Here is an 18,977-nt window from a genome sequence, read left to right as displayed (position 1 = left end):
AGAAGCTCAATAGTAGCAAAGCGCTAAGATAACTGGTAAAGGAGATACGTACATGACTCAGTCAGAAGTTGATTCTTTTCTTTCGTATCTACAAGTAGAAAAACGTGCTTCGCTTCATACCGTTAAGAATTATCAAATCGACATCTTGGAGTTTTATGAATTTATCCAGCAGCGGTTTACACTTACATACGCTGCTGTTTCGTATGTCCATATTAGAGAGTATCTACAGGACCTTTACGAAAAAAAACTTGCCAGAACAAGCATTTCTAGAAAACTATCTGCATTGCGATCGTTTTGGAGCTTCCTACTTAGGGAAGAACTAGTGAATGAGAATCCATTCGTTCTCGTTCAAACACCTAAAAAAGGCTCGAGGCTACCAACTTTCTTGTATGCAGATGAACTCGAGGTGTTATTCACATCGATCGATACATCCAAGCCACTTGGGATGCGAAATTTGGCAATATTAGAACTTCTATATGCAACAGGAATTCGAGTCACGGAATGTGTGACGCTAAACATAGAAGATGTCGATTTTGACCTTGCAACACTATTTGTTCAGGGGAAAGGTCAAAAAGAGCGCTATGTCCCTATAGGAGCATTTGCACTAGAGGCTATTGATCATTATATTAAACAAGGACGGTCTCAACTTGTTAAGAATTCGTCTGAGAAAGCATTATTTATAAACTTTAGAGGATCAAGGCTAACAGACCGAGGGCTTCGAAAAATGCTAACGAACCTTGTAGAGGACGTCACGCTTTCTACAAGAATTAGTCCTCACGTTATTCGTCACACGTTTGCTACGCATTTATTAAATGAAGGTGCAGATCTTAGAACAGTTCAAGAACTTCTAGGTCATAGTGAACTGTCCTCTACTCAAATATATACGCACGTGACAAAAGACAGACTGAAAGAAGTTTATTCTCATACCCACCCTAGAGCTTAAGGCAGGTGAATACATTGGATAAAATAAAAGGAACCACAATATTTGCAATACGACATAATGGAGCGTCAGCTATGGCAGGGGATGGTCAAGTGACGTTCGGCAATGCAGTCGTAATGAAACATTCTGCAAAGAAAGTACGTACATTATATAGAGGGAAAGTGGTTGCAGGATTCGCTGGCTCAGTAGCGGATGCGTTTACGTTATACGAAAAGTTTGAAAGAAAGCTTGAAGAATATAGTGGTAACTTGCAACGCGCAGCTGTGGAGCTTGCTAAGGAGTGGCGCACAGATCAAGTGCTACGTAAATTAGAAGCGATGTTAATTGTGATGGACAAAACAAGCTTGTATTTAATAGCAGGAACTGGTGAAGTAATTGAGCCAGATGATGGCATTATTGCAATTGGATCTGGGGGTAACTATGCTCTCTCAGCTGGTAGAGCATTGAAAAATCACGCACCGCATCTAAGTGCGCAAGAGATTGCTGAAGCAAGTCTTTTAACCGCGGCAGATATATGTGTGTATACAAATAATAATTTAACTGTAGAAACTCTTTAATCATAAAGGAGGTTAAGCAATGTCAGAATCATTTACACCCTCCCAGATAGTGGAACGGTTGGATCAATCAATCGTAGGTCAAAGACAGGCAAAGCGTTCTGTTGCAGTCGCGCTTCGTAACAGATACCGAAGAGGGGCATTAGATGGCGCGATTAAAGAAGAGATCACTCCTAAGAATATTCTCATGATAGGCCCTACTGGTGTGGGTAAAACAGAAATTGCTAGAAGATTAGCAAAGCTTGTTGGTGCTCCTTTTATGAAGGTAGAAGCTACAAAGTTTACAGAAGTAGGCTATGTAGGAAGAGATGTGGAGTCTATGGTACGTGACTTAGTAGAAGCATCTGTACGCCTTGTAAAAGAAGAGAAAATGGGTAGTGTTCGTCAAAAGGCTGAAAAATTAGCAAACGAGCGATTAGTAAAACTTTTGCATCCTTCTAAATCAAAAAAAGAAACGTCCTCCTATCGAAACCCGTTAGAGATGCTTTTTCAAAATGGACAGCAGTCTGAAGAGGAAGACACATCGCAAGAAGAGGATGAATCGTATCGAAGTGCAAGGCAGCGTATCGCTAGTGAGCTTGCTGACGGGAAGCTTGAGAGCGCTGAAGTAACAGTAGAAGTAGAAGAGCAACAGGCGGGGCTTTTCGATATGTTCCAGGGTAACAACATGGATCAGATGGGTATGAATATGCAAGATATGTTTGGTAGCATGATGCCGAAAAAGAAAAAGAAGCGTCAAATGCTCGTGAAAGATGCGAGGAAGCTACTCACCGAAGAGGAAGCGCAAAAGCTAATTAATATGGATGAAGTCTCTCAAACAGCTGTATCAAAGGCAGAGGAGCTAGGGATCATCTTTATTGATGAGATTGATAAAGTTGCCGGTAAGTCAAACCAACAGTCTGCAGATGTGTCTCGTGAAGGTGTGCAACGGGATATCCTCCCTATTGTAGAAGGATCTACAGTATCGACGAAATATGGTCCCGTAAAAACAGATCATATTCTCTTTATAGCAGCTGGTGCATTCCATTTCTCGAAGCCGTCTGATCTAATACCTGAACTCCAAGGACGATTTCCAATTCGTGTAGAATTAGATTCGTTAGGTGTCGAGGATTTTGTAAAGATCTTAACGGAGCCGAAGCATGCGTTAACAAAGCAATATAAGGCGCTACTTGCCGTTGAGGGAATAGAACTCTCTTTTTCTGACGAATCTATTCGTACGATAGCGGAGATTGCGACGGAAGTAAACGAGGAGACAGAGAATATTGGTGCACGTAGACTTCATACGATTTTAGAAAAACTTTTAGAGGATCTGTCTTTTGAAGCCTCTGAGATTACATTAGAATCGATTGAAATTACAAAGCAATATGTTGAAGAGAAGTTACAGAACGTAGTTAAAAATCGAGATTTAAGCCAATACATTTTATAACTTTAAAAGGGGTAATGACAATGGATTTATTATCAAAAACACGTAAAATTAACGAACTACTTCAAAAAAGCGCAGGTCAATCTGTAAACTTTAAAGATATGGCAGTGACACTTCGTGACGTCATCGAGGCTAATATTTTTATCGTAAGCCGTCGTGGAAAGCTATTAGGCTATGCAATCAAGCAAGAAATTGAAAACTCTCGCATGAAATCTATGCTAGAAGAACGTCAATTTCCAGAGGAATATACGTCAGGACTATTTAAGATAGAAGAAACATCTTCTAACCTTGATATTGATAGCGATTATACGGCTTTCCCTGTCGAAAATAAAGATTTATTTAAAAACGGTCTAACAACGATAGTTCCAATCCAAGGTGGGGGCCAGCGTCTTGGTACACTTATTTTAGCTCGTTTAGATGAGTCCTTTAACGATGATGATCTCCTATTAGCGGAGTATGGCTCTACAGTAGTAGGCATGGAAATTTTACATGAGAAAGCGGAAGAGATCGAGCAAGAAGCTAGAAGTAAAGCAGTTGTTCAAATGGCTATTAGCTCCCTCTCTTATAGTGAGCTAGAGGCCGTGGATCATATTTTTGAAGAATTAGACGGTACAGAAGGACTATTAGTTGCAAGTAAAATTGCAGACCGCGTAGGTATTACAAGGTCTGTAATCGTTAACGCGCTCAGAAAATTAGAGAGTGCAGGAGTTATTGAGTCTCGTTCGTTAGGGATGAAAGGCACGTATATCAAGGTATTAAACGACAAGTTTCTTGAGGAATTAAAAAAGCAAAAAAACTGACACGCTTCGACAAAAGACCTAATAATAAAAAAGGACCTGCTAGTTCGCAGGTCCTTTTTTTTATGTTCTCATTTGTAAACTTACGAGATTTTCACAGATTTATTCGGAATTGTGGTATGGTGCTAATAGGTTCGAATTTTAATATGTACCAAATAATGTTCGTAAATGACAAAAAACTTTCTTATCTGAAGAAAACTCCAGGACAAAAACCGGGACTTTTATATGTAATTTGACAAATTTTATCTGTACCTTAGACAGATAGTCCATTATCGAATAGAATACATGTTATGGGGAACCAAAAGTCATAAATAAATAGATACATATTAAGAAGGTGGGGCTCATGAATTTATTAAATAATGATGCAATGAGGTTAATGGAAACTTCTTTAAAAGCAGCTACTACAAGGCATAATACAATTGCGAATAATATTGCCAATGCTGATACGCCAGGGTTTAAAGCGGAGCGGACAGTGTTTAAGCACCAGTTAGCAGAGGCAACAGGTAACCAATTGCAAGCGTATCGAACGGACGAAAAACATATTAATTTTGGTGGTAGCAACTCAAATGAATCACCAGTTATAACGAAGCGGAATAATACCGCTTATAACCATAATGGAAATAATGTCGATATGGATCATGAAATGGCTGAACTTGCGAAGAATCAAATTTATTATAATGCAATGATTGAAAGACTTAACAGTCGATTTAGTGGAATTCGAACTGCATTAGGCTCAGGGAGGTAATGACGAATGTTTCATGGAATGAATGTTTCTGCATCAGCACTAACAAGTCAGCGGCTTAGAATGGATGTCACATCAGCGAATATGGCAAATGCAGAGTCTACTAGAGGACGTTTAGTTGATGGTGAGTGGGAGCCTTACAGAAGAAAAATGGTGCACATGCAAACAAACGGGGAACAATCGTTTCGAAATCATTTCTTACAAGCTCAACAAGCTGAAACAAACGGAGTTAAGATTAGTAGAATTATGGAAGATCAAACACCGTTTCGTTTAGCTTATCAACCTGAACACCCTGATGCGAATGAGGATGGGTATGTGGAACTTCCAAATGTTGATCCGTTAAAAGAAATGATGGACCTTATGAGTGCAACGAGATCTTATGAAGCGAATGTAACAACGCTAGATGCACAAAAAAGTATGCTAATGCGTGCGCTTGAAATTGGACGCTAAAAGTAAAGGAGGCATTTTAAATGAACATGAACATGGTATCTAACATGCAATCAGTGATGAACCCGCAGCAACGCATGGTTAATCAAGCCACACCAGCAGAAGCTCACCAATCTTTTAAAACATGGTTAAATGATGCTATTGCAAATGTGAACGAATCACGTATTGATTCTGAAGTCATGACTGAGCGTTTAGCAAGAGGAGAGCAAGTGGATCTTCATGATGTGATGATAACAGCTCAAAAAGCCTCAATTATGTTAGAAACAACAGTTGAAGTAAGAAATAAAGTAATTGAAGCGTATCAAGAAGTGATGCGAATGTCCGTTTAATGGGTATTTGCATATAGTCGCGTTATAAATCTACACATTTTTCTTTATATCGGTAACGTTTACAAATTATTTAGAGAAAATTTAAAAAAAGTTTATTGAAACGTCTGAATGTGCAAGTAAAAGGCAGTAGGAGGAACCATGAACGAACGATTAGCATCTTTCAAAACAAAAACAACTGAATTCTGGAGTTCGCGTACTAAAAATCAAAAAAGCCTATTAGCTGGCTCCGTAGCATTAGTCATTGTGTTAATCGCTGCCTTTACTTGGTTTGGCTCGCAAACAAACTACGTCCCGCTATACACAAATATGTCTATGCAGGAGACTGGAGAGGTCAAGGCCACTTTAGATGCTAGAGGAGTAGCAAATGAAGTTAGCCCCGATGGAACTTCAATCTCAGTACCAGAATCTGCTGTAGATAATTTAAAAGTTCAGCTTGCTGCAGAGGGAATTCCTCAGACGGGCAGAATTGATTATTCTACTTTTGGAAATAATATGGGTTTTGGTACAACAGATAATGAATTTCAACTATTAGAACGAGCGGCAATTCAAACATCTATCGAAGACTTAATTCGCAACATTGACGGTGTAGCGAATGCGCAAGTAATGATCACGATGCCTGAAGAGAGTGTTTGGCTCGCCGATGAGCCAGATCAAGCTACAGCATCCGTATTACTTAACATGCAATCTGGCTATTCCCTAGATCAGCAACAAACAAACGCCTTATATCATTTAGTTGCACAAAGTGTCCCAAGTTTACCTGTTGAGAACATCGTTATCATGGATCAATTCTCCAGATATTTAGAGCTTGAGAACCAACCATCTATGGATAGCAGTAGCTTAACTGCTTATGAGCAACAACGTACAATCCAAAAAGATATCGAGCGAGAAATTCAACGTGACCTTCATCAAATGCTAGGAACAATGGTAGGTCAGGATAAAGTATTGGTCTCTGTGTCAACGGACATCGATTTCACTAGAGAGAACCGAGTGGAAGAGTTAGTCGAACCAGTTGATGAAGAAACAAATGAAGGAATCGCAATGAGTGTTGAACGTATCACTGAAACATACTCAGGAGAAGAAGTTGCCGAAGGTGGCGTTCCTGGTACAGGAGAAGATGATATTCCAAACTTCCCAGGCGTTTTAGCATCTGGTGGTGATGGAGATTATGAACGAATTGAAGAAAGAATTAATAACGAAGTAAATCGAATTTCACGAGATATCGTGGAAAGTCCTTATCAAATTCGAGATATCGGGATTCAAGTTATGGTAGAGCCTCCAGACCCTGAGGATCCAGGAACACTTCCACCTGAAAGATTAGCGGATATATCCACAGTCGTTGGACAAGTAGTAAGAACTTCTATTAATAGTGAGATTTCAGGTGAATGGGGAGAAGAGGAACTTGGAGAACGTATTTTTGTATCCTCACAACCGTTTATCGGTAAAATCGAGCTTGAAGAGCCTCCGTCTGGTATTCCTTTCTGGTATTACATTGTCGGTGCGTTAGCGCTTATTATTGGATTGCTTATTTTCCTTCTCGTTCGAAAAGGTCGAACAGTGGAAGAAGAGGTTGCAATGGAAGAGCAACGCGAACAATTTGAGCTTCCACCATTAGATGATGGTGCAGATTCAGAAGAGAAGGCTAGAAGAAGGCAGCTTGAACAGCTTGCTCGCGAAAAACCAGATCAATTTTCACAGCTAATTCGCACTTGGCTATCAGAGGATTAAGGGAGGTTAACCGGAAGTGGCGAAAAAAAAACAACTTACTGGAAAGCAGAAAGCAGCCATTTTACTAATTTCTCTTGGCCCAGATGTATCTGCTCAAGTATATAAGCACTTATCGGAAGAAGAGATTGAAAAGCTAACACTAGAAATTGCAGGTGTTAGAAAGGTCGACCATGATACGAAGGAAGAAATTATTGAGTCCTTTCACCAGCTCGCAATTGCTCAAGACTATATCACTCAAGGTGGTATTGGATACGCGAAAGACGTACTTGAAAAGGCATTAGGGTCAGATGAAGCGATGGCAATCATTAATCGATTGACGTCTACGCTACAAGTGAGGCCGTTTGACTTTGCAAGAAAAGCAGACTCGATGCAAATTTTAAATTTTATACAAAATGAGCATCCGCAGACGATTGCTCTGATCCTATCTTATTTAGATAGTGAGCAGTCGGGTCAAATTTTATCATCCTTGCCACAAGAAATGCAGGCTGATATTGCAAAGCGAATCGCCGTCATGGATTCAACGTCTCCTGAAATTATTAACGAAGTCGAGATGATTTTAGAAAAGAAGCTATCGTCTACTGTTACACAAGATTACACGCAGGCTGGTGGAATTGAGTCTGTTGTAGAGGTTCTAAATAGTGTAGACCGTAGTACGGAACGAACGATTTTAGATGCACTAGAGATTCAAGATCCGGAGCTTGCAGAAGAAATCAAGAAGAGAATGTTTGTCTTCGAAGATATCGTCACTCTTGATAACCGTTCTATTCAACGCGTTATCCGAGATGTTGAGAACGCCGATTTACAACTAGCTTTAAAAGTGGCAAGTGAAGAGGTAAAAGATATTGTCTTTACAAACATGTCACAGCGTATGTCTGAGACCTTTAAAGAGGAAATGGAGTTTATGGGTCCTGTCAGACTTCGTGACGTGGAAGAAGCACAAACACGCATCGTAGCAGTCATACGTCGCCTTGAAGAAGCTGGAGAAATAGTCATTGCCCGCGGTGGAGGAGATGATATTATTGTCTAGATTAATTAAGTCTGTGCGCTCTGATGAGTCTGCAAAAAAGATCATTAAACTTCATTCTATCTTTAAAGAGGAACATCCTGTTGACTATAGTGATCAACAAGGGGAATCTACGCAAGAAAAGAGGGCTATACAGTCTTCTAAACAAGCGATTGCTCGTGACAAAGAAGAAATAGCCAATCGGGAACAACAGCTACAAGAAGAAAAAGTAGCATTTGAAGAATGGAAACAAGCGCAATTAGAGCAGATGGCAACTGATGCCGAGGAAGAAGGGCGTAAGGCAGCTGAAGAGGGCTTTAATCAAGGTTTTCAGGAAGGGATGCAAGCAGGTCTTGAGCAGTATAAAGAAGCTATTGATCAAGCGCAGGGGATCGTGAATCTTTCAAAGCAGGATTACCAGCATAAGCTCGAAGCAGCTGAATCACATATGCTTGAGCTAGCACTGGGCATCACGGAAAAGATCTTAGGAAAGCAGCTTGAAGATGAGTCTGCGTGGCTCCATTTAGTCAAGGAAGCATTGCAGGAAGTGAGAGAACAAGAAGAAGTGAAGCTCTATGTCCACCCTGATTGGTATGAGCGCACGTTAGCACAGCAAGAGGAGCTTAGAGAAATTGTTCGACAGTCCAGGCATCTGCTAATTTACCCTGACGAACAACTACCGCATGATGGATGCCTGATTGATACGCCGTATGGCAAACTAGATGCCTCTGTCGACGTACAACTTTTAGAGATTAAACGAACGCTATTTGAGAAGTTGCAAGAAGGTGAGTCTCATGACAGCATTTGAGCAACTCGTTCACCAAGTAAAGGATATTAATTCTTATAAGCAATTTGGGCGAGTGACGCAAGTAGTTGGACTCATGATAGAAGCGCAAGGACCTCAAGCTTCTGTTGGAGAGCTTTGCCAAATCTCTGTAGGTAAAAATACGAACCGTAAGATCTTAGCGGAGGTTGTAGGATTTCGCGAGCAGCATGTCATCCTCATGCCATATGATCGCGTCGATGCGATTGCTCCAGGCAGTTTGGTCGAAACGATGAACAAGCCTTTAGAAATAAAGGTAGGGACAGGTATGATTGGCTCCGTCGTCGATAGCTTAGGTAGACCGTTCAATGGAGATATATTTGACGCAGGCTTTAGACCTTATTCGACTGACAATGCACCACCAAGCCCGATTACACGACCGCGGATTAAAGAGCCTCTCTCCATAGGCGTGAAGGCTATAGACGGGATGTTCACTGTAGGGAAGGGTCAACGACTTGGCATCTTTGCCGGTAGTGGTGTTGGTAAAAGTACGCTGATGGCTATGATCGCTAAAAATTCTGATGCAGACATTAACGTGATTGCACTCATAGGAGAGCGTGGTCGAGAGGTGCGTGACTTTATCGAGCGAGATCTTGGCGAATCAGGTCTTAAAAACACCGTTGTGGTAGTTGCTACTTCTGATCAACCTGCTTTAATGAGAATTAAAGGAGCCTATACAGCAACGGCAATAGCCGAATACTTCCGAGATCAAGGTCTCAATGTCAACTTAATGATGGACTCTGTAACGCGAGTAGCGATGGCTCAGCGAGAAATTGGACTTGCTATTGGGGAGCCACCAACTACGAAAGGGTACACACCTTCGGTATTCGCATTGTTACCTCGTTTGTTAGAACGAAGCGGAATGAACGAAAGAGGAGCAATTACAGCGTTTTACACCGTCCTTGTAGATGGTGACGATATGAATGAACCAATCGCTGACACGGTGAGAGGTATTTTGGACGGTCACCTAGTTTTAGATAGACGTTTAGCGAATAAAGGTCATTTCCCAGCCATTAATGTTCTTCAAAGTGTCAGCCGGGTTATGTCTGAGATTGCAAATGATGATCATAACGCATTAGCAGATCGGATGCGACAGATTTTGGCTACATACAAAGACTCCGAAGATCTGATTAACATTGGTGCTTATAAAAGAGGAACGAACAAAGAGATCGATGATGCGATTCAGTGGCAACCGCACGTCATGCGTTTCCTCAAGCAGTCTGTGAATGAAAATCAATCTCTTGAATCCGCAGTCAGTCAAATGAAATCACTATTCGCAGGGGGAGTGCAGCAATGAGCTTTACGTATCAGCTTCAAAAAGTGTTGGAAATTAAAGAATACGAGAAAGCTGCGGCAGAGAAAGAATTCTCGGACTCTGTCAGGTCCTTTGAAGAAAGTGCGAAAGAGCTGTATGCCATGTTAAAACGTCGCGAGGAGCTCATTGATCAAACGCAACAACAAATTATGCAAGGAATGTCGATTGCCTTTATTCAGCAAAACGAACAGACAATCTCGTTTTTAGAGCAGGAGATAGGTAAGCTTCAAAAGATCACTCAAAAAGCTAGAAGAGAGATGCAAGAAAAAGAAAGCTTTTTGACGGTGAAGTCTGTTGATCTCAAAAAGTATGAGCGAATGAAAGAAATTGAGTTTGAGCGATACGTCGAGCATGAGAAACAAGAGGAAATGAAATTTTTAGACGAAGTTTCGGTTAATCAATTTATTAGAAGGTAAATAGGTGACGCGATGAGTAAAAAAGGTAAAGAAAAATCTCAAAGTAAACTGCTTATATTCTTTATGGTCATTGTTATTCCTATCATGTTCGCCATCATCTTAGCAGTAGTGCTATTATACTTTCTCGGCTACAACGTAAGTGACACGGCAAGGCAATTAGCTAGTTCACTTCCTTTTATTGAATCAGAGGAAGAGACGCTTAGCAATGAGGAATATATTGCGCAACTAGAGCATGAGAACAGGACGCTTGAGCAGGAAGTCACGCAGCTGACCGGCCAAGTGACAACGAGTGAAGAAACGATCGCCTCTTTAGAAGAGGAGCTCTTAGTATTAAGAGAAGGTCTCCCAGAAGACGAGGAGGGCGAAGAAGGCGAGCTCTCTGAAGCACTCGCCGACTATGATGACGTGATACGTACATTAGAAAGTATGACATCATCACGAGCGGCCACTATTATGGAGCAACTATCCGAAGAGGAAGCAGTTCTTTATTTTAGAGGAATGAACGTCAACTCTAGATCCGACATTTTAAGTCGTATGGACGCAGAGCTTGCTGCAAGTATCATTAGTCAGCTTTCCAATTAACATCGAAAGGAGGTGAAAACATGATAAACGGAATGATGGTTGCGCAACCAGTGACACAAGCTGTACCTCAAACCAGTGGTTCACAAACTACAACTTCTGCGAATAGCTTTCTTGCTTTACTTGGCGGCCTGCTACATAACGGAGAAGCGTTACCAGAGTCCCTTCAAGAAGAAACGAGTTTACAAGAACTGTTACCTGATTCTACGTTATCACCTGAGGAACTCGACTCTTTACTAGCCTTATTAGAGGAACTACCTGTAGAAGACCTTTTTGTGACAGAAAACACGGTAGAACTATTAGAGGAACTTGAGTTACCGGACGCTTGGTTAGAGGAAATTAAGCAGTTAGTAAGTGTGAATCCTTCTCTTTCCGCACTCTTTAGTGAGTTTACTGAGACAGGTAACCCGACGGTTTTATTGGCTGCACTTGGTCATTTACACATGGTAAATCAGCAAGCTCCCCTTTCGCCTGAATTAAAACAAGTTGTCATGAATGTGACGGCTACTATGTTTAATCAAGTGGATGAGAAGAAGGACTTTACGATGCTCCTTCCAATGTTAAAAGAAGCTATTCCGAAAGAGCTACCAGCATTTAGTCAGGTGCCAAAGGCGTTCACTCGCATTGCAGAATTAGCTTACTTGAACCATGCTACTAAGGATCCTGGGATTTCAAAGGATCAATTTGCAAGACTGCTTTTAGGGCAACAAATGCCAGAGACATCAACTGAAAGAGCAATTGTACCCATGCAAGGCTTTCAGCAGCCTGCCGTCCAACAACAGCCAACATTGATGATTCCTTTAATGCAACAAGAAGGTCAGACAAGAGTTTCGCAGGAGCAATTTATTAGGCAGTTTGAAAATCTATTACAACGTAGTGCATTTACAGAGATAAATGGCATGAAGCAAATGACGATTAAGCTACATCCGCAGCACCTCGGAAGACTAGATATTCAAATTCAACAGCTTAATGGCGTGATCACTGCTAGAGTAATGACCTCCAATGCGATGACAAGAGAGCTTTTGGATAGCCAGTTGCATCATTTAAAGCAAGCCTTCCAATCTCAGCAACTTCAAGTCGAGAAGGTAGAAATATCGCAGCAACAGCCATTTAAAGATTCTACCTCTGATGGTCAGCGTAAAGATCAGCAAAAAGAGGAGTCAAGCAGATTTGAGCATGCTGATGAAGAAGTGGAGCAAGCAAGCTTTGAAGAGCTACTAGAGGAATCGATTGACGTAGAAGTGTAAGAAAGGAGGCAACCAATGACAATTGTAAGTTCATCATCTAATCCTATTTACTTTGAGGAATATAAAGAGCAACAAAAAAATCAAGCGAATAGCTCTACTCTTGATCAAGATGCATTTCTTAAAATCTTGCTCACACAGTTATCTAACCAGGATCCATTAAATCCAATGGAGGATAAAGAGTTTATTGCACAAATGGCGCAGTTCTCAAGTCTCGAGCAAATGACGCAAATGAACCAAAGCTTAAAAACGTTTTTAGAAGCGAGTTCGCGGTCTGAGCTAGCATCCAATGCAGAGCTTATCGGAAAAGTTATCAGCTACGAGCGAACAAATTCAAGTGGTGAAAAAACACCTCAAGAAGGCTTAGTAACGTCTGTTGTATTAAAAGAAGGACGAACGTTAGTAGAGCTTGAAGACGGTGTACGAATTCCGATCCAAGACATTCAAGCAGTAAAAGCTAAAACAGAATAAGCACTGGAGGTGCAAGTCATGCATCCTAAAATAATGCCGCACCACCTCCCTCATACGATTAATAAGCCGGTTTCGAAGCCTGCGCAACCAAAGACAACGTCTTTTAGTGAGATTTTAAGTCAAACCTCAAACTCACTGAAAGTGAGTAAGCACGCTGAAAAGCGACTTCAGGAACGAGGTATTCACGTACCTGATGCAACGTGGCAGGAAATGGGCACACGAGTAAAAGAAGCAAAAGCGAAGGGTATTACAGATTCTCTCGTTTTAACGAAGGATGCTGCTTTTGTTGTCAGTGCTAAAAACGAAACGGTAATTACGGCTATGGATCGTGAGGAAGCGAGTCATCAGCTATTTACAAACATTAATGGCGCAATTATTTTATAAACAGCCGGACCGAAAGGAAGCTGTTATGTCGTGGAAGGATCGAAGCGACAGTCCAAATTTGAGAGGAGAATGAACACATGTTACGTTCACTATATTCAGGAATCGGCGGTATGAATAACTTCCAAACAAAGCTCGATGTAATCGGTAATAACATTGCTAACGTTAATACGTACGGATTTAAAAAGGGTCGTACAACATTTAACGACTTAGTAAGTCAACAGCTACAAGGAGCAGGTACTCCAAACGACAACCGAGGTGGAACAAACCCCCTTCAAGTCGGTCTTGGTGGCGGTACGTCTACAATCGATACGATTGACACGCAAGGGTCTCTTCAGTCTACGGGTCGTGATTTAGACTTAGCAATTTCAGGCGATGGATACTTTGTTGTAGAAGATGGTGACACGCAGTTATTTACTCGTGCGGGAAACTTTTATTTGGATCAGAATGGGATGTTAGTTAACTCCAATGGTTTGAAAGTTCAAGGTTATTTAAATCAGGCTGCACCAATTGACGAGAACACAGCATTAAGCGATCTTTATATTCCTGCTGGGGCTTCAATTCAACAGTTAAACGCGGGTGATAATACAACTAACCCTGTAAGACCTGGACTAAATATTGATATAGGTGGAGCTAACATTAACGAAACATTCCTCCAAAGCTTCAATATCGCACCGAGCGGTGAAATTAACGGGGTGTTTTCAGACGGACAGGTACGTGTACTTGGAACATTAGCATTAGCAAACTTCTCTAACCCAGGTGGTTTAAATAAAGCAGGGAACAACACGTTCTCTCAGACTAATAACTCTGGTGCTGCTCAAATCGGTCTTTCTAACACAGACGGTCGCGGTAGCTTAGTTGGTGCGACGCTTGAAATGTCGAACGTTGACTTAGCAGCAGAATTTGCTGAAATGATCGTGTCTCAACGTGGTTTCCAAGCAAACACAAGAATCATTACAACATCAGATGAAATCCTACAAGAACTAGTTAACTTGAAGCGATAATAGCGTAGCTTAGGGGTAATACTTGCCCCTAAGCACTCTATACATACACGAAAAAGGAGGATGGGCCTCGCTCTAAGCGTGTTGCTCAACATACTATGGTCACATTGACGAGATTAAATAATCAAACGTTCACATTAAATGCGCTTTATATCGAGCAGGTTCAAGCTTTTCCTGATACAACAATTACTCTTACAAATGGCAAAATGATCGTAGTAAAAGAAACGGAACAAGAACTCATCGAACGTGTAGAGGCTTTTTATCAGCTGATTGGGCTTGGTCCTTTAGCATCAAATGCATTAAGTAAAGAGGAGGACTAGTCTTGTTTAAAAATCGTCTAGTTACAATCATGCTCATTATTTTAGTTGCTTTAACGTTGATTGGTGGATTAACACTGTTTTTATACACGCAGTTTTTCCAAGCACCAGAGGATCCTAATGCTGCTCCCACAATCGAAGAAGTCATTGAACGCTCTGTCGAGACAGAAGAGATTACAACGAATCTAGCATCTAATCAAATTATTCGTGGTAAATTCGTGATCGAAGCTGATAGCGTAGATGCTCGTAATGAGCTTGAGCTACGAGCTTTCCAGATCGAAAATATCATTATTAGTAAGCTTGCAGATTTAACCGCTCAAGACTTTCAGGGCTCAGAAGGCATTACAGCATTAGAAGCCTCTATAGCGAATGAAATTAACTTGATTATGCAAGAGGGACAAGTAACGCGAGTGTATATGCAACAAAAGATTATTCAGTAAAGTCGAGGATATCGACTAAGTAAGTGAGGTGAGGCAAATGGCTGATGTTTTATCGCAAAGCGAAATTGATGCGCTGTTATCATCCTTATCAACGGGTGAAGTTGATGCGGATGAGCTAAAACAAGAAGAAACAAAGCGAAAAATTAAAACGTACGATTTTAAGCGTGCACTACGTTTTTCAAAAGATCAGATTCGAAGTTTAACAAGGATTCACGAGAACTTTGCAAGGCTCTTAACGACGCAGCTCTCTGCTCAGCTAAGGACATTCGTTCAATTGAATGTTGCATCGGTTGATCAGCTGCCTTATGAGGAATTTATTCGGTCTGTACCTAAAATGACGATCTTAAATGTATTCGAGCCGTATCCGCTCGAAGGACGATTCGTCATGGAGGTTAACCCAAACATTGCCTATGCAATGCTTGACAGAATGCTTGGTGGACAGGGAGAAGCCTTTAATAAGGTGGATAATTTAACTGAAATAGAAACGAAAATTATGTCTCAGCTATTCCAAAAGACACTCGAAACCTTTAGAGAAGCGTGGTTATCGATTGAAGAGCTTGATCCAATGATGGATGAGCTCGAAGTAAACCCACAGTTTTTACAGCTCGTTTCGCCAAACGAGACTGTAGTCGTGATCTCGCTCTCAACTACTATTGGGGAAACAACTGGAATGATTAACATTTGCTTGCCTCACGTAGTCATTGAATCAATACTGCCACGATTATCGGTGCATTTGTGGATGCAGACGCAAAAGAAGGAACGAGAGCCTCTAGAGCTTGAGTCGTTAGAATATAATATTAAACGCGCTCCACTTGATGTCGCTGTTGAGCTAGGTCGCTCTGAAATAACGGTTGAAGAATTTTTATTCTTAGCCAAAGACGACATTATTGAGCTAGATCAGCAAATTGATGCTCCACTCCTTACGCGTGTGGGAGATGAGCCTAAGTACAAAGTGCAACCAGGAAAAGTGAAACATCACCTTGCCGTTCAAATTACGGACGTGATTGAAGAGGAGGAATATGACAATGAATGATGATATGCTCTCGCAAGATGAGATTAACGCTCTGTTAAACGGCATGGACGATGACGATGATACAAGCAGTAACGAAGAATCAGAGCAAGAATCAAGTGAGTTAAACGAGGCTGATATTAATGACTATTTAACTCCGATTGAACAAGATGCGCTAGGTGAAATCGGTAATATTTCATTTGGTAGCTCGGCAACGGCGCTATCCACGTTGTTAAATCAAAAGGTGGATATTACAACTCCTAAAGTGTCAGCCGTCAAAAGAAAGGATTTAGAAGATGAGTTCCCAATTCCACATGTAGCCGTTTCCGTAGAGTATACAGTTGGTTTTGAGGGACTAAATCTTCTCGTAATTAAAACGAGTGATGCAGCTATTATTGCTGATTTAATGCTAGGTAATGACGGAACAAACATCGAGTCCGATGAACTAGGTGAGATGGAGTTAAGTGCTGTTCAAGAAGCAATGAACCAAATGATGGGCTCTGCATCTACTTCTATGTCGACAATCTTTAATCAAAAGGTAGATATTTCACCACCGGGAATTGAAATGATGAATCTTCAAGATAATCCGAACGGTGTAAAACTTCCGGATGAAGATGTGTTAATCAAAATTTCCTTTGATTTAAAAGTAGGAGAGTTAATTGATTCGAAGATCATGCAGCTTGTCACTGTAAGCTTTGCGAAAAACATGGTAGACAAGTTGATGAATCCTCAGTCTAGTTCAACGGATGAGGAAGAGCTGATTGCGGAAGTAGAAGAGGAGCTTCAACCCACTTCTCAGCCTGAGCAAGTCTCACAGCCGGCGCCATCAGCCGAGCAGCCGAATCGAGAGCCTGAGCGAGCACAAGCAGCTGAAAGAGGCTCACAGCTCGTTTCACGTCAAGCTCAAATTCCTGACCGCGACGTAAATGTCCAGCCAGCGGCATTCTCTAATTTCGAAGCTCCATCTTTATCAGATCAGGAAGCTCGAAATTTAGATATGTTAATGGAAATTCCACTAGAAGTTACGGTGGAGCTTGGTCGAACGAAAAGGTCGATTAAAGAAATATTAGAGCTTTCTCATGGTTCTATTATTGAGCTTGATAAACTTGCAGGAGAGCCGGTAGACATTCTTGTCAACCAGCGCTTGATTGCTAAAGGGGAAGTAGTCGTCATTGACGAAAACTTTGGTGTTCGAGTAACGGATATCGTAAGCAGACAGGATCGTTTAAAAAACTTAAAATAATGTATTCGATTTAGGGAGGACAACACCAATGGCAATTAACGTACTAATCGTAGATGATGCAGCTTTTATGAGAATGATGATCAAAGATATTTTAACAAAAAATGATTTTAATGTAGTCGCTGAAGCGAGTGACGGTGCTCAAGCAGTCGACTTATATAAAGAGCATTCCCCTGACCTAGTAACAATGGACATTACGATGCCAGAGATGGATGGGATTACATCTTTAAAAGAAATCCGTAAGCATGATCCTAATGCAAAAGTTATTATGTGTTCTGCGATGGGACAACAAGCAATGGTTATTGATGCCATTCAAGCAGGTGCAAAGGACTTCATCGTAAAGCCATTTCAGGCAGAACGTGTTTTAGAAGCAATTAATAAAACACTTGGATAATCTTTAACATAAAGTGGGGTAGCAGCGTGAGAAAAACGATAGGCATGATCATGATTCTATTCGTTCTTTTCTCTCCAACTGCTCTAGCAGAAGGCAACTTTGGTGAATCGGATCGCTCGGTTATTGAAGGAATTAATCAGCTAGAGGAAGTTGAGACGGAGAATGAAGAATCAGTTGGAAATGTTGGAGAGTCTGATAGCAATTTTAATGAGGCGGAGATAGAAGAAGGAGCAGTAATTCCTCAAAATCAAAACCTCTTTATGCTCTTTGGACAGCTAATATTGGCTTTAGGGGCCGTGTTATTGCTCTTTTATATTATTGCAAAATTTGTGGGTAACAAGTCGAGAAGGTTTCAAGATGCCGCGACAATTCAGTCAGTTGGCGGGGTTGGAGTTGGAACAAATCGTTCTGTACAGCTAGTAAAGGTCGGAGACCGATTATTAGTTGTCGGGGTTGGCGAATCTATCTCTTTACTAAAGGAGATTGATGACCCTGAAGAAATTAAGGCGATGCTAAAACGGGAATCACAAACGAGCTTTAATCAGCCACAGCAGCTTGTTCAAAGCTTGTTACAAAAAAGACGTGAGCGAAATGGCGAACCACCTGGACCATCTTCCTTTAATCAGTTTTTATCGAAAGAACTAGATGGCGTCAAGAAATCACAAACGAAGGTGCATCAAGAATTAGAGGAGCGGGATCGATGATAGCAGCATTTATTGAAATTCCATCATTAGATATATTCAGCGACGATCCCCAAAATCTAACGTCGACGGTGCAGTTAGTATTAGTGTTAACCGTCCTTTCACTTGCTCCAGCAATCCTTATTTTGATGACGAGTTTTACTCGGATCGTTATAGTATTATCCTTCGTTCGATCAGGTCTTGCAACTCAGCAAATGCCACCTAACCAAGTTATTATCGGACTCGCTTTATTTATGACATTTTTTATCATGGCACCTATCTTTTCTGAAGTGAATGAGAATGCTCTGCAACCGCTGTTTGACGGAGAGCTAACCCAAGAAGAAGCGTTCAACGAAGCTGCTACGCCGATGAAGGAATTCATGGCGCAGCATACACGAGAAAAGGATTTGGCACTATTTATGGGATATGCAGGAGAGCCGCGGCCAGAGTCGCTAGATGATATTCCGTTAACCGCTCTTGTTCCAGCTTTTGCGATAAGCGAGCTCAAAACGGCCTTCCAAATAGGTTTTATGATATTTGTACCGTTCTTAGTAATCGATATGGTAGTCGCCAGTGTGTTGATGTCGATGGGGATGATGATGCTTCCTCCAGTAATGATCGCGTTGCCGTTCAAGATTTTGCTGTTTGTTTTAGTAGATGGCTGGCATCTAGTCGTCCGCTCATTGCTATTTAGCTTTTAGGAGGAA

General features: G+C 41.2%; 24 protein-coding genes. All 24 read left to right on the top strand.

Going from position 1 to position 18,977, the window contains the following annotated elements; translation table 11 throughout:
- Positions 1–52: 52 nt before the first annotated feature.
- The 24 genes from xerC to fliP all read left to right on the top strand — a co-directional run bounded on the left by xerC (position 53) and on the right by fliP (position 18,971).
- A complete protein-coding gene (xerC, locus tag FLK61_RS10845; RefSeq protein ID WP_176009483.1) occupies positions 53–943 on the top strand; it encodes a tyrosine recombinase XerC in 891 nt (296 codons plus the stop codon).
- A gap of 14 nt (positions 944–957) precedes the next feature.
- Positions 958–1,497, top strand: a complete 540-nt coding sequence (hslV, locus tag FLK61_RS10840) for an ATP-dependent protease subunit HslV (protein WP_176009482.1) — start codon at positions 958–960, stop codon at positions 1,495–1,497.
- Between the two features lie 19 nt (positions 1,498–1,516).
- Positions 1,517–2,920: an ATP-dependent protease ATPase subunit HslU gene (hslU, locus tag FLK61_RS10835; RefSeq protein WP_176009481.1), complete on the top strand. Its 1,404-nt coding sequence runs from the start codon at positions 1,517–1,519 to the stop codon at positions 2,918–2,920.
- A gap of 20 nt (positions 2,921–2,940) precedes the next feature.
- Positions 2,941–3,717: a GTP-sensing pleiotropic transcriptional regulator CodY gene (codY, locus tag FLK61_RS10830; protein WP_176009480.1), complete on the top strand. Its 777-nt coding sequence runs from the start codon at positions 2,941–2,943 to the stop codon at positions 3,715–3,717.
- Positions 3,718–4,057: 340 nt separating this feature from the next.
- Positions 4,058–4,459 (top strand): flagellar basal body rod protein FlgB, encoded by a 402-nt coding sequence (gene flgB / locus FLK61_RS10825; protein WP_176009479.1) that lies wholly within the window; start codon positions 4,058–4,060, stop codon positions 4,457–4,459.
- Between the two features lie 6 nt (positions 4,460–4,465).
- Positions 4,466–4,906: a flagellar basal body rod protein FlgC gene (gene flgC / locus FLK61_RS10820; RefSeq protein WP_176009478.1), complete on the top strand. Its 441-nt coding sequence runs from the start codon at positions 4,466–4,468 to the stop codon at positions 4,904–4,906.
- A gap of 26 nt (positions 4,907–4,932) precedes the next feature.
- Entirely contained in the window at positions 4,933–5,232 is a 300-nt protein-coding gene (gene fliE, locus FLK61_RS10815) for a flagellar hook-basal body complex protein FliE (RefSeq protein WP_249777734.1), read from the top strand.
- Positions 5,233–5,370: 138 nt separating this feature from the next.
- The gene (gene fliF / locus FLK61_RS10810) at positions 5,371–6,957 is read left to right on the top strand and encodes a flagellar basal-body MS-ring/collar protein FliF (protein ID WP_176009476.1); all 1,587 of its coding nucleotides are present in this window, start codon (positions 5,371–5,373) and stop codon (positions 6,955–6,957) included.
- 16 nt (positions 6,958–6,973) lie between these two features.
- A complete protein-coding gene (gene fliG / locus FLK61_RS10805) occupies positions 6,974–7,984 on the top strand; it encodes a flagellar motor switch protein FliG (protein ID WP_176009475.1) in 1,011 nt (336 codons plus the stop codon).
- Positions 7,977–8,768, top strand: coding sequence for a flagellar assembly protein FliH (fliH, locus tag FLK61_RS10800; RefSeq protein ID WP_176009474.1), 792 nt, complete (start codon positions 7,977–7,979; stop codon positions 8,766–8,768). Before fliG ends, fliH begins: the two co-directional genes overlap by 8 nt.
- On the top strand, positions 8,755–10,080 hold the full coding sequence (fliI, locus tag FLK61_RS10795) for a flagellar protein export ATPase FliI (RefSeq protein ID WP_176009473.1): 1,326 nt from the start codon (positions 8,755–8,757) through the stop codon (positions 10,078–10,080). Before fliH ends, fliI begins: the two co-directional genes overlap by 14 nt.
- A complete protein-coding gene (gene fliJ / locus FLK61_RS10790) occupies positions 10,077–10,514 on the top strand; it encodes a flagellar export protein FliJ (protein WP_176009472.1) in 438 nt (145 codons plus the stop codon). The genes fliI and fliJ overlap by 4 nt, the downstream gene beginning before the upstream one ends.
- Before the next feature lie 12 nt (positions 10,515–10,526).
- A complete protein-coding gene (locus tag FLK61_RS10785; protein WP_176009471.1) occupies positions 10,527–11,096 on the top strand; it encodes a magnesium transporter MgtE N-terminal domain-containing protein in 570 nt (189 codons plus the stop codon).
- 20 nt (positions 11,097–11,116) lie between these two features.
- Positions 11,117–12,340 carry a flagellar hook-length control protein FliK gene (locus FLK61_RS10780; protein ID WP_176009470.1) on the top strand — a complete coding sequence of 408 codons (1,224 nt, stop codon included), beginning with the start codon at positions 11,117–11,119 and terminating at the stop codon, positions 12,338–12,340.
- A 15-nt stretch (positions 12,341–12,355) separates the two neighbouring features.
- Positions 12,356–12,808 carry a flagellar hook assembly protein FlgD gene (gene flgD, locus FLK61_RS10775; RefSeq protein WP_176009469.1) on the top strand — a complete coding sequence of 151 codons (453 nt, stop codon included), beginning with the start codon at positions 12,356–12,358 and terminating at the stop codon, positions 12,806–12,808.
- 18 nt (positions 12,809–12,826) lie between these two features.
- Positions 12,827–13,192 (top strand): TIGR02530 family flagellar biosynthesis protein, encoded by a 366-nt coding sequence (locus FLK61_RS10770; RefSeq protein ID WP_176009468.1) that lies wholly within the window; start codon positions 12,827–12,829, stop codon positions 13,190–13,192.
- A 77-nt stretch (positions 13,193–13,269) separates the two neighbouring features.
- A complete protein-coding gene (gene flgG / locus FLK61_RS10765) occupies positions 13,270–14,193 on the top strand; it encodes a flagellar basal body rod protein FlgG (RefSeq protein ID WP_176009467.1) in 924 nt (307 codons plus the stop codon).
- 95 nt (positions 14,194–14,288) lie between these two features.
- Positions 14,289–14,510 (top strand): flagellar FlbD family protein, encoded by a 222-nt coding sequence (locus FLK61_RS10760; RefSeq protein WP_176009466.1) that lies wholly within the window; start codon positions 14,289–14,291, stop codon positions 14,508–14,510.
- Positions 14,511–14,512: 2 nt separating this feature from the next.
- Complete coding sequence (gene fliL, locus FLK61_RS10755; RefSeq protein WP_176009465.1) at positions 14,513–14,947, top strand: flagellar basal body-associated protein FliL; 435 nt, start codon at positions 14,513–14,515, stop codon at positions 14,945–14,947.
- A gap of 37 nt (positions 14,948–14,984) precedes the next feature.
- Positions 14,985–15,980, top strand: a complete 996-nt coding sequence (gene fliM / locus FLK61_RS10750; RefSeq protein ID WP_176009464.1) for a flagellar motor switch protein FliM — start codon at positions 14,985–14,987, stop codon at positions 15,978–15,980.
- Positions 15,973–17,199 (top strand): flagellar motor switch phosphatase FliY, encoded by a 1,227-nt coding sequence (fliY, locus tag FLK61_RS10745; protein ID WP_176009463.1) that lies wholly within the window; start codon positions 15,973–15,975, stop codon positions 17,197–17,199. Before fliM ends, fliY begins: the two co-directional genes overlap by 8 nt.
- A gap of 28 nt (positions 17,200–17,227) precedes the next feature.
- Positions 17,228–17,590, top strand: coding sequence for a response regulator (locus tag FLK61_RS10740; protein WP_176009462.1), 363 nt, complete (start codon positions 17,228–17,230; stop codon positions 17,588–17,590).
- Between the two features lie 26 nt (positions 17,591–17,616).
- A complete protein-coding gene (locus FLK61_RS10735; RefSeq protein WP_176009461.1) occupies positions 17,617–18,294 on the top strand; it encodes a flagellar biosynthetic protein FliO in 678 nt (225 codons plus the stop codon).
- Entirely contained in the window at positions 18,291–18,971 is a 681-nt protein-coding gene (gene fliP / locus FLK61_RS10730; protein ID WP_176009460.1) for a flagellar type III secretion system pore protein FliP, read from the top strand. Before FLK61_RS10735 ends, fliP begins: the two co-directional genes overlap by 4 nt.
- Positions 18,972–18,977: the final 6 nt, after the last annotated feature.

Source organism: Paenalkalicoccus suaedae, assembly GCF_006965545.2.
In the GTDB taxonomy this organism is placed as follows: Bacteria; Bacillota; Bacilli; order Bacillales; family Salisediminibacteriaceae; genus Paenalkalicoccus; species Paenalkalicoccus suaedae.
The sequence above is the reverse complement of the archived record's forward strand: the minus strand, read 5'-3'. Positions and strand labels throughout refer to the sequence as shown.

What these genes read in the sequence shown, in the direction of transcription:
- FLK61_RS10770 (WP_176009468.1), top strand. Translation starts at nt 12,827, where the DNA reads ATGCATCCTAAAATAATGCCGCACCACCTCCCTCATACGATTAATAAG.
- fliM (WP_176009464.1), top strand. Translation starts at nt 14,985, where the DNA reads ATGGCTGATGTTTTATCGCAAAGCGAAATTGATGCGCTGTTATCATCC.
- fliY (WP_176009463.1), top strand. Translation starts at nt 15,973, where the DNA reads ATGAATGATGATATGCTCTCGCAAGATGAGATTAACGCTCTGTTAAAC.
- codY (WP_176009480.1), top strand. Translation starts at nt 2,941, where the DNA reads ATGGATTTATTATCAAAAACACGTAAAATTAACGAACTACTTCAAAAA.
- hslU (WP_176009481.1), top strand. Translation starts at nt 1,517, where the DNA reads ATGTCAGAATCATTTACACCCTCCCAGATAGTGGAACGGTTGGATCAA.
- flgD (WP_176009469.1), top strand. Translation starts at nt 12,356, where the DNA reads ATGACAATTGTAAGTTCATCATCTAATCCTATTTACTTTGAGGAATAT.
- flgB (WP_176009479.1), top strand. Translation starts at nt 4,058, where the DNA reads ATGAATTTATTAAATAATGATGCAATGAGGTTAATGGAAACTTCTTTA.
- fliJ (WP_176009472.1), top strand. Translation starts at nt 10,077, where the DNA reads ATGAGCTTTACGTATCAGCTTCAAAAAGTGTTGGAAATTAAAGAATAC.
- xerC (WP_176009483.1), top strand. Translation starts at nt 53, where the DNA reads ATGACTCAGTCAGAAGTTGATTCTTTTCTTTCGTATCTACAAGTAGAA.
- FLK61_RS10785 (WP_176009471.1), top strand. Translation starts at nt 10,527, where the DNA reads ATGAGTAAAAAAGGTAAAGAAAAATCTCAAAGTAAACTGCTTATATTC.
- fliF (WP_176009476.1), top strand. Translation starts at nt 5,371, where the DNA reads ATGAACGAACGATTAGCATCTTTCAAAACAAAAACAACTGAATTCTGG.
- FLK61_RS10780 (WP_176009470.1), top strand. Translation starts at nt 11,117, where the DNA reads ATGATAAACGGAATGATGGTTGCGCAACCAGTGACACAAGCTGTACCT.
- flgG (WP_176009467.1), top strand. Translation starts at nt 13,270, where the DNA reads ATGTTACGTTCACTATATTCAGGAATCGGCGGTATGAATAACTTCCAA.
- flgC (WP_176009478.1), top strand. Translation starts at nt 4,466, where the DNA reads ATGTTTCATGGAATGAATGTTTCTGCATCAGCACTAACAAGTCAGCGG.
- FLK61_RS10760 (WP_176009466.1), top strand. Translation starts at nt 14,289, where the DNA reads ATGGTCACATTGACGAGATTAAATAATCAAACGTTCACATTAAATGCG.
- fliI (WP_176009473.1), top strand. Translation starts at nt 8,755, where the DNA reads ATGACAGCATTTGAGCAACTCGTTCACCAAGTAAAGGATATTAATTCT.
- FLK61_RS10740 (WP_176009462.1), top strand. Translation starts at nt 17,228, where the DNA reads ATGGCAATTAACGTACTAATCGTAGATGATGCAGCTTTTATGAGAATG.
- fliP (WP_176009460.1), top strand. Translation starts at nt 18,291, where the DNA reads ATGATAGCAGCATTTATTGAAATTCCATCATTAGATATATTCAGCGAC.
- fliE (WP_249777734.1), top strand. Translation starts at nt 4,933, where the DNA reads ATGAACATGGTATCTAACATGCAATCAGTGATGAACCCGCAGCAACGC.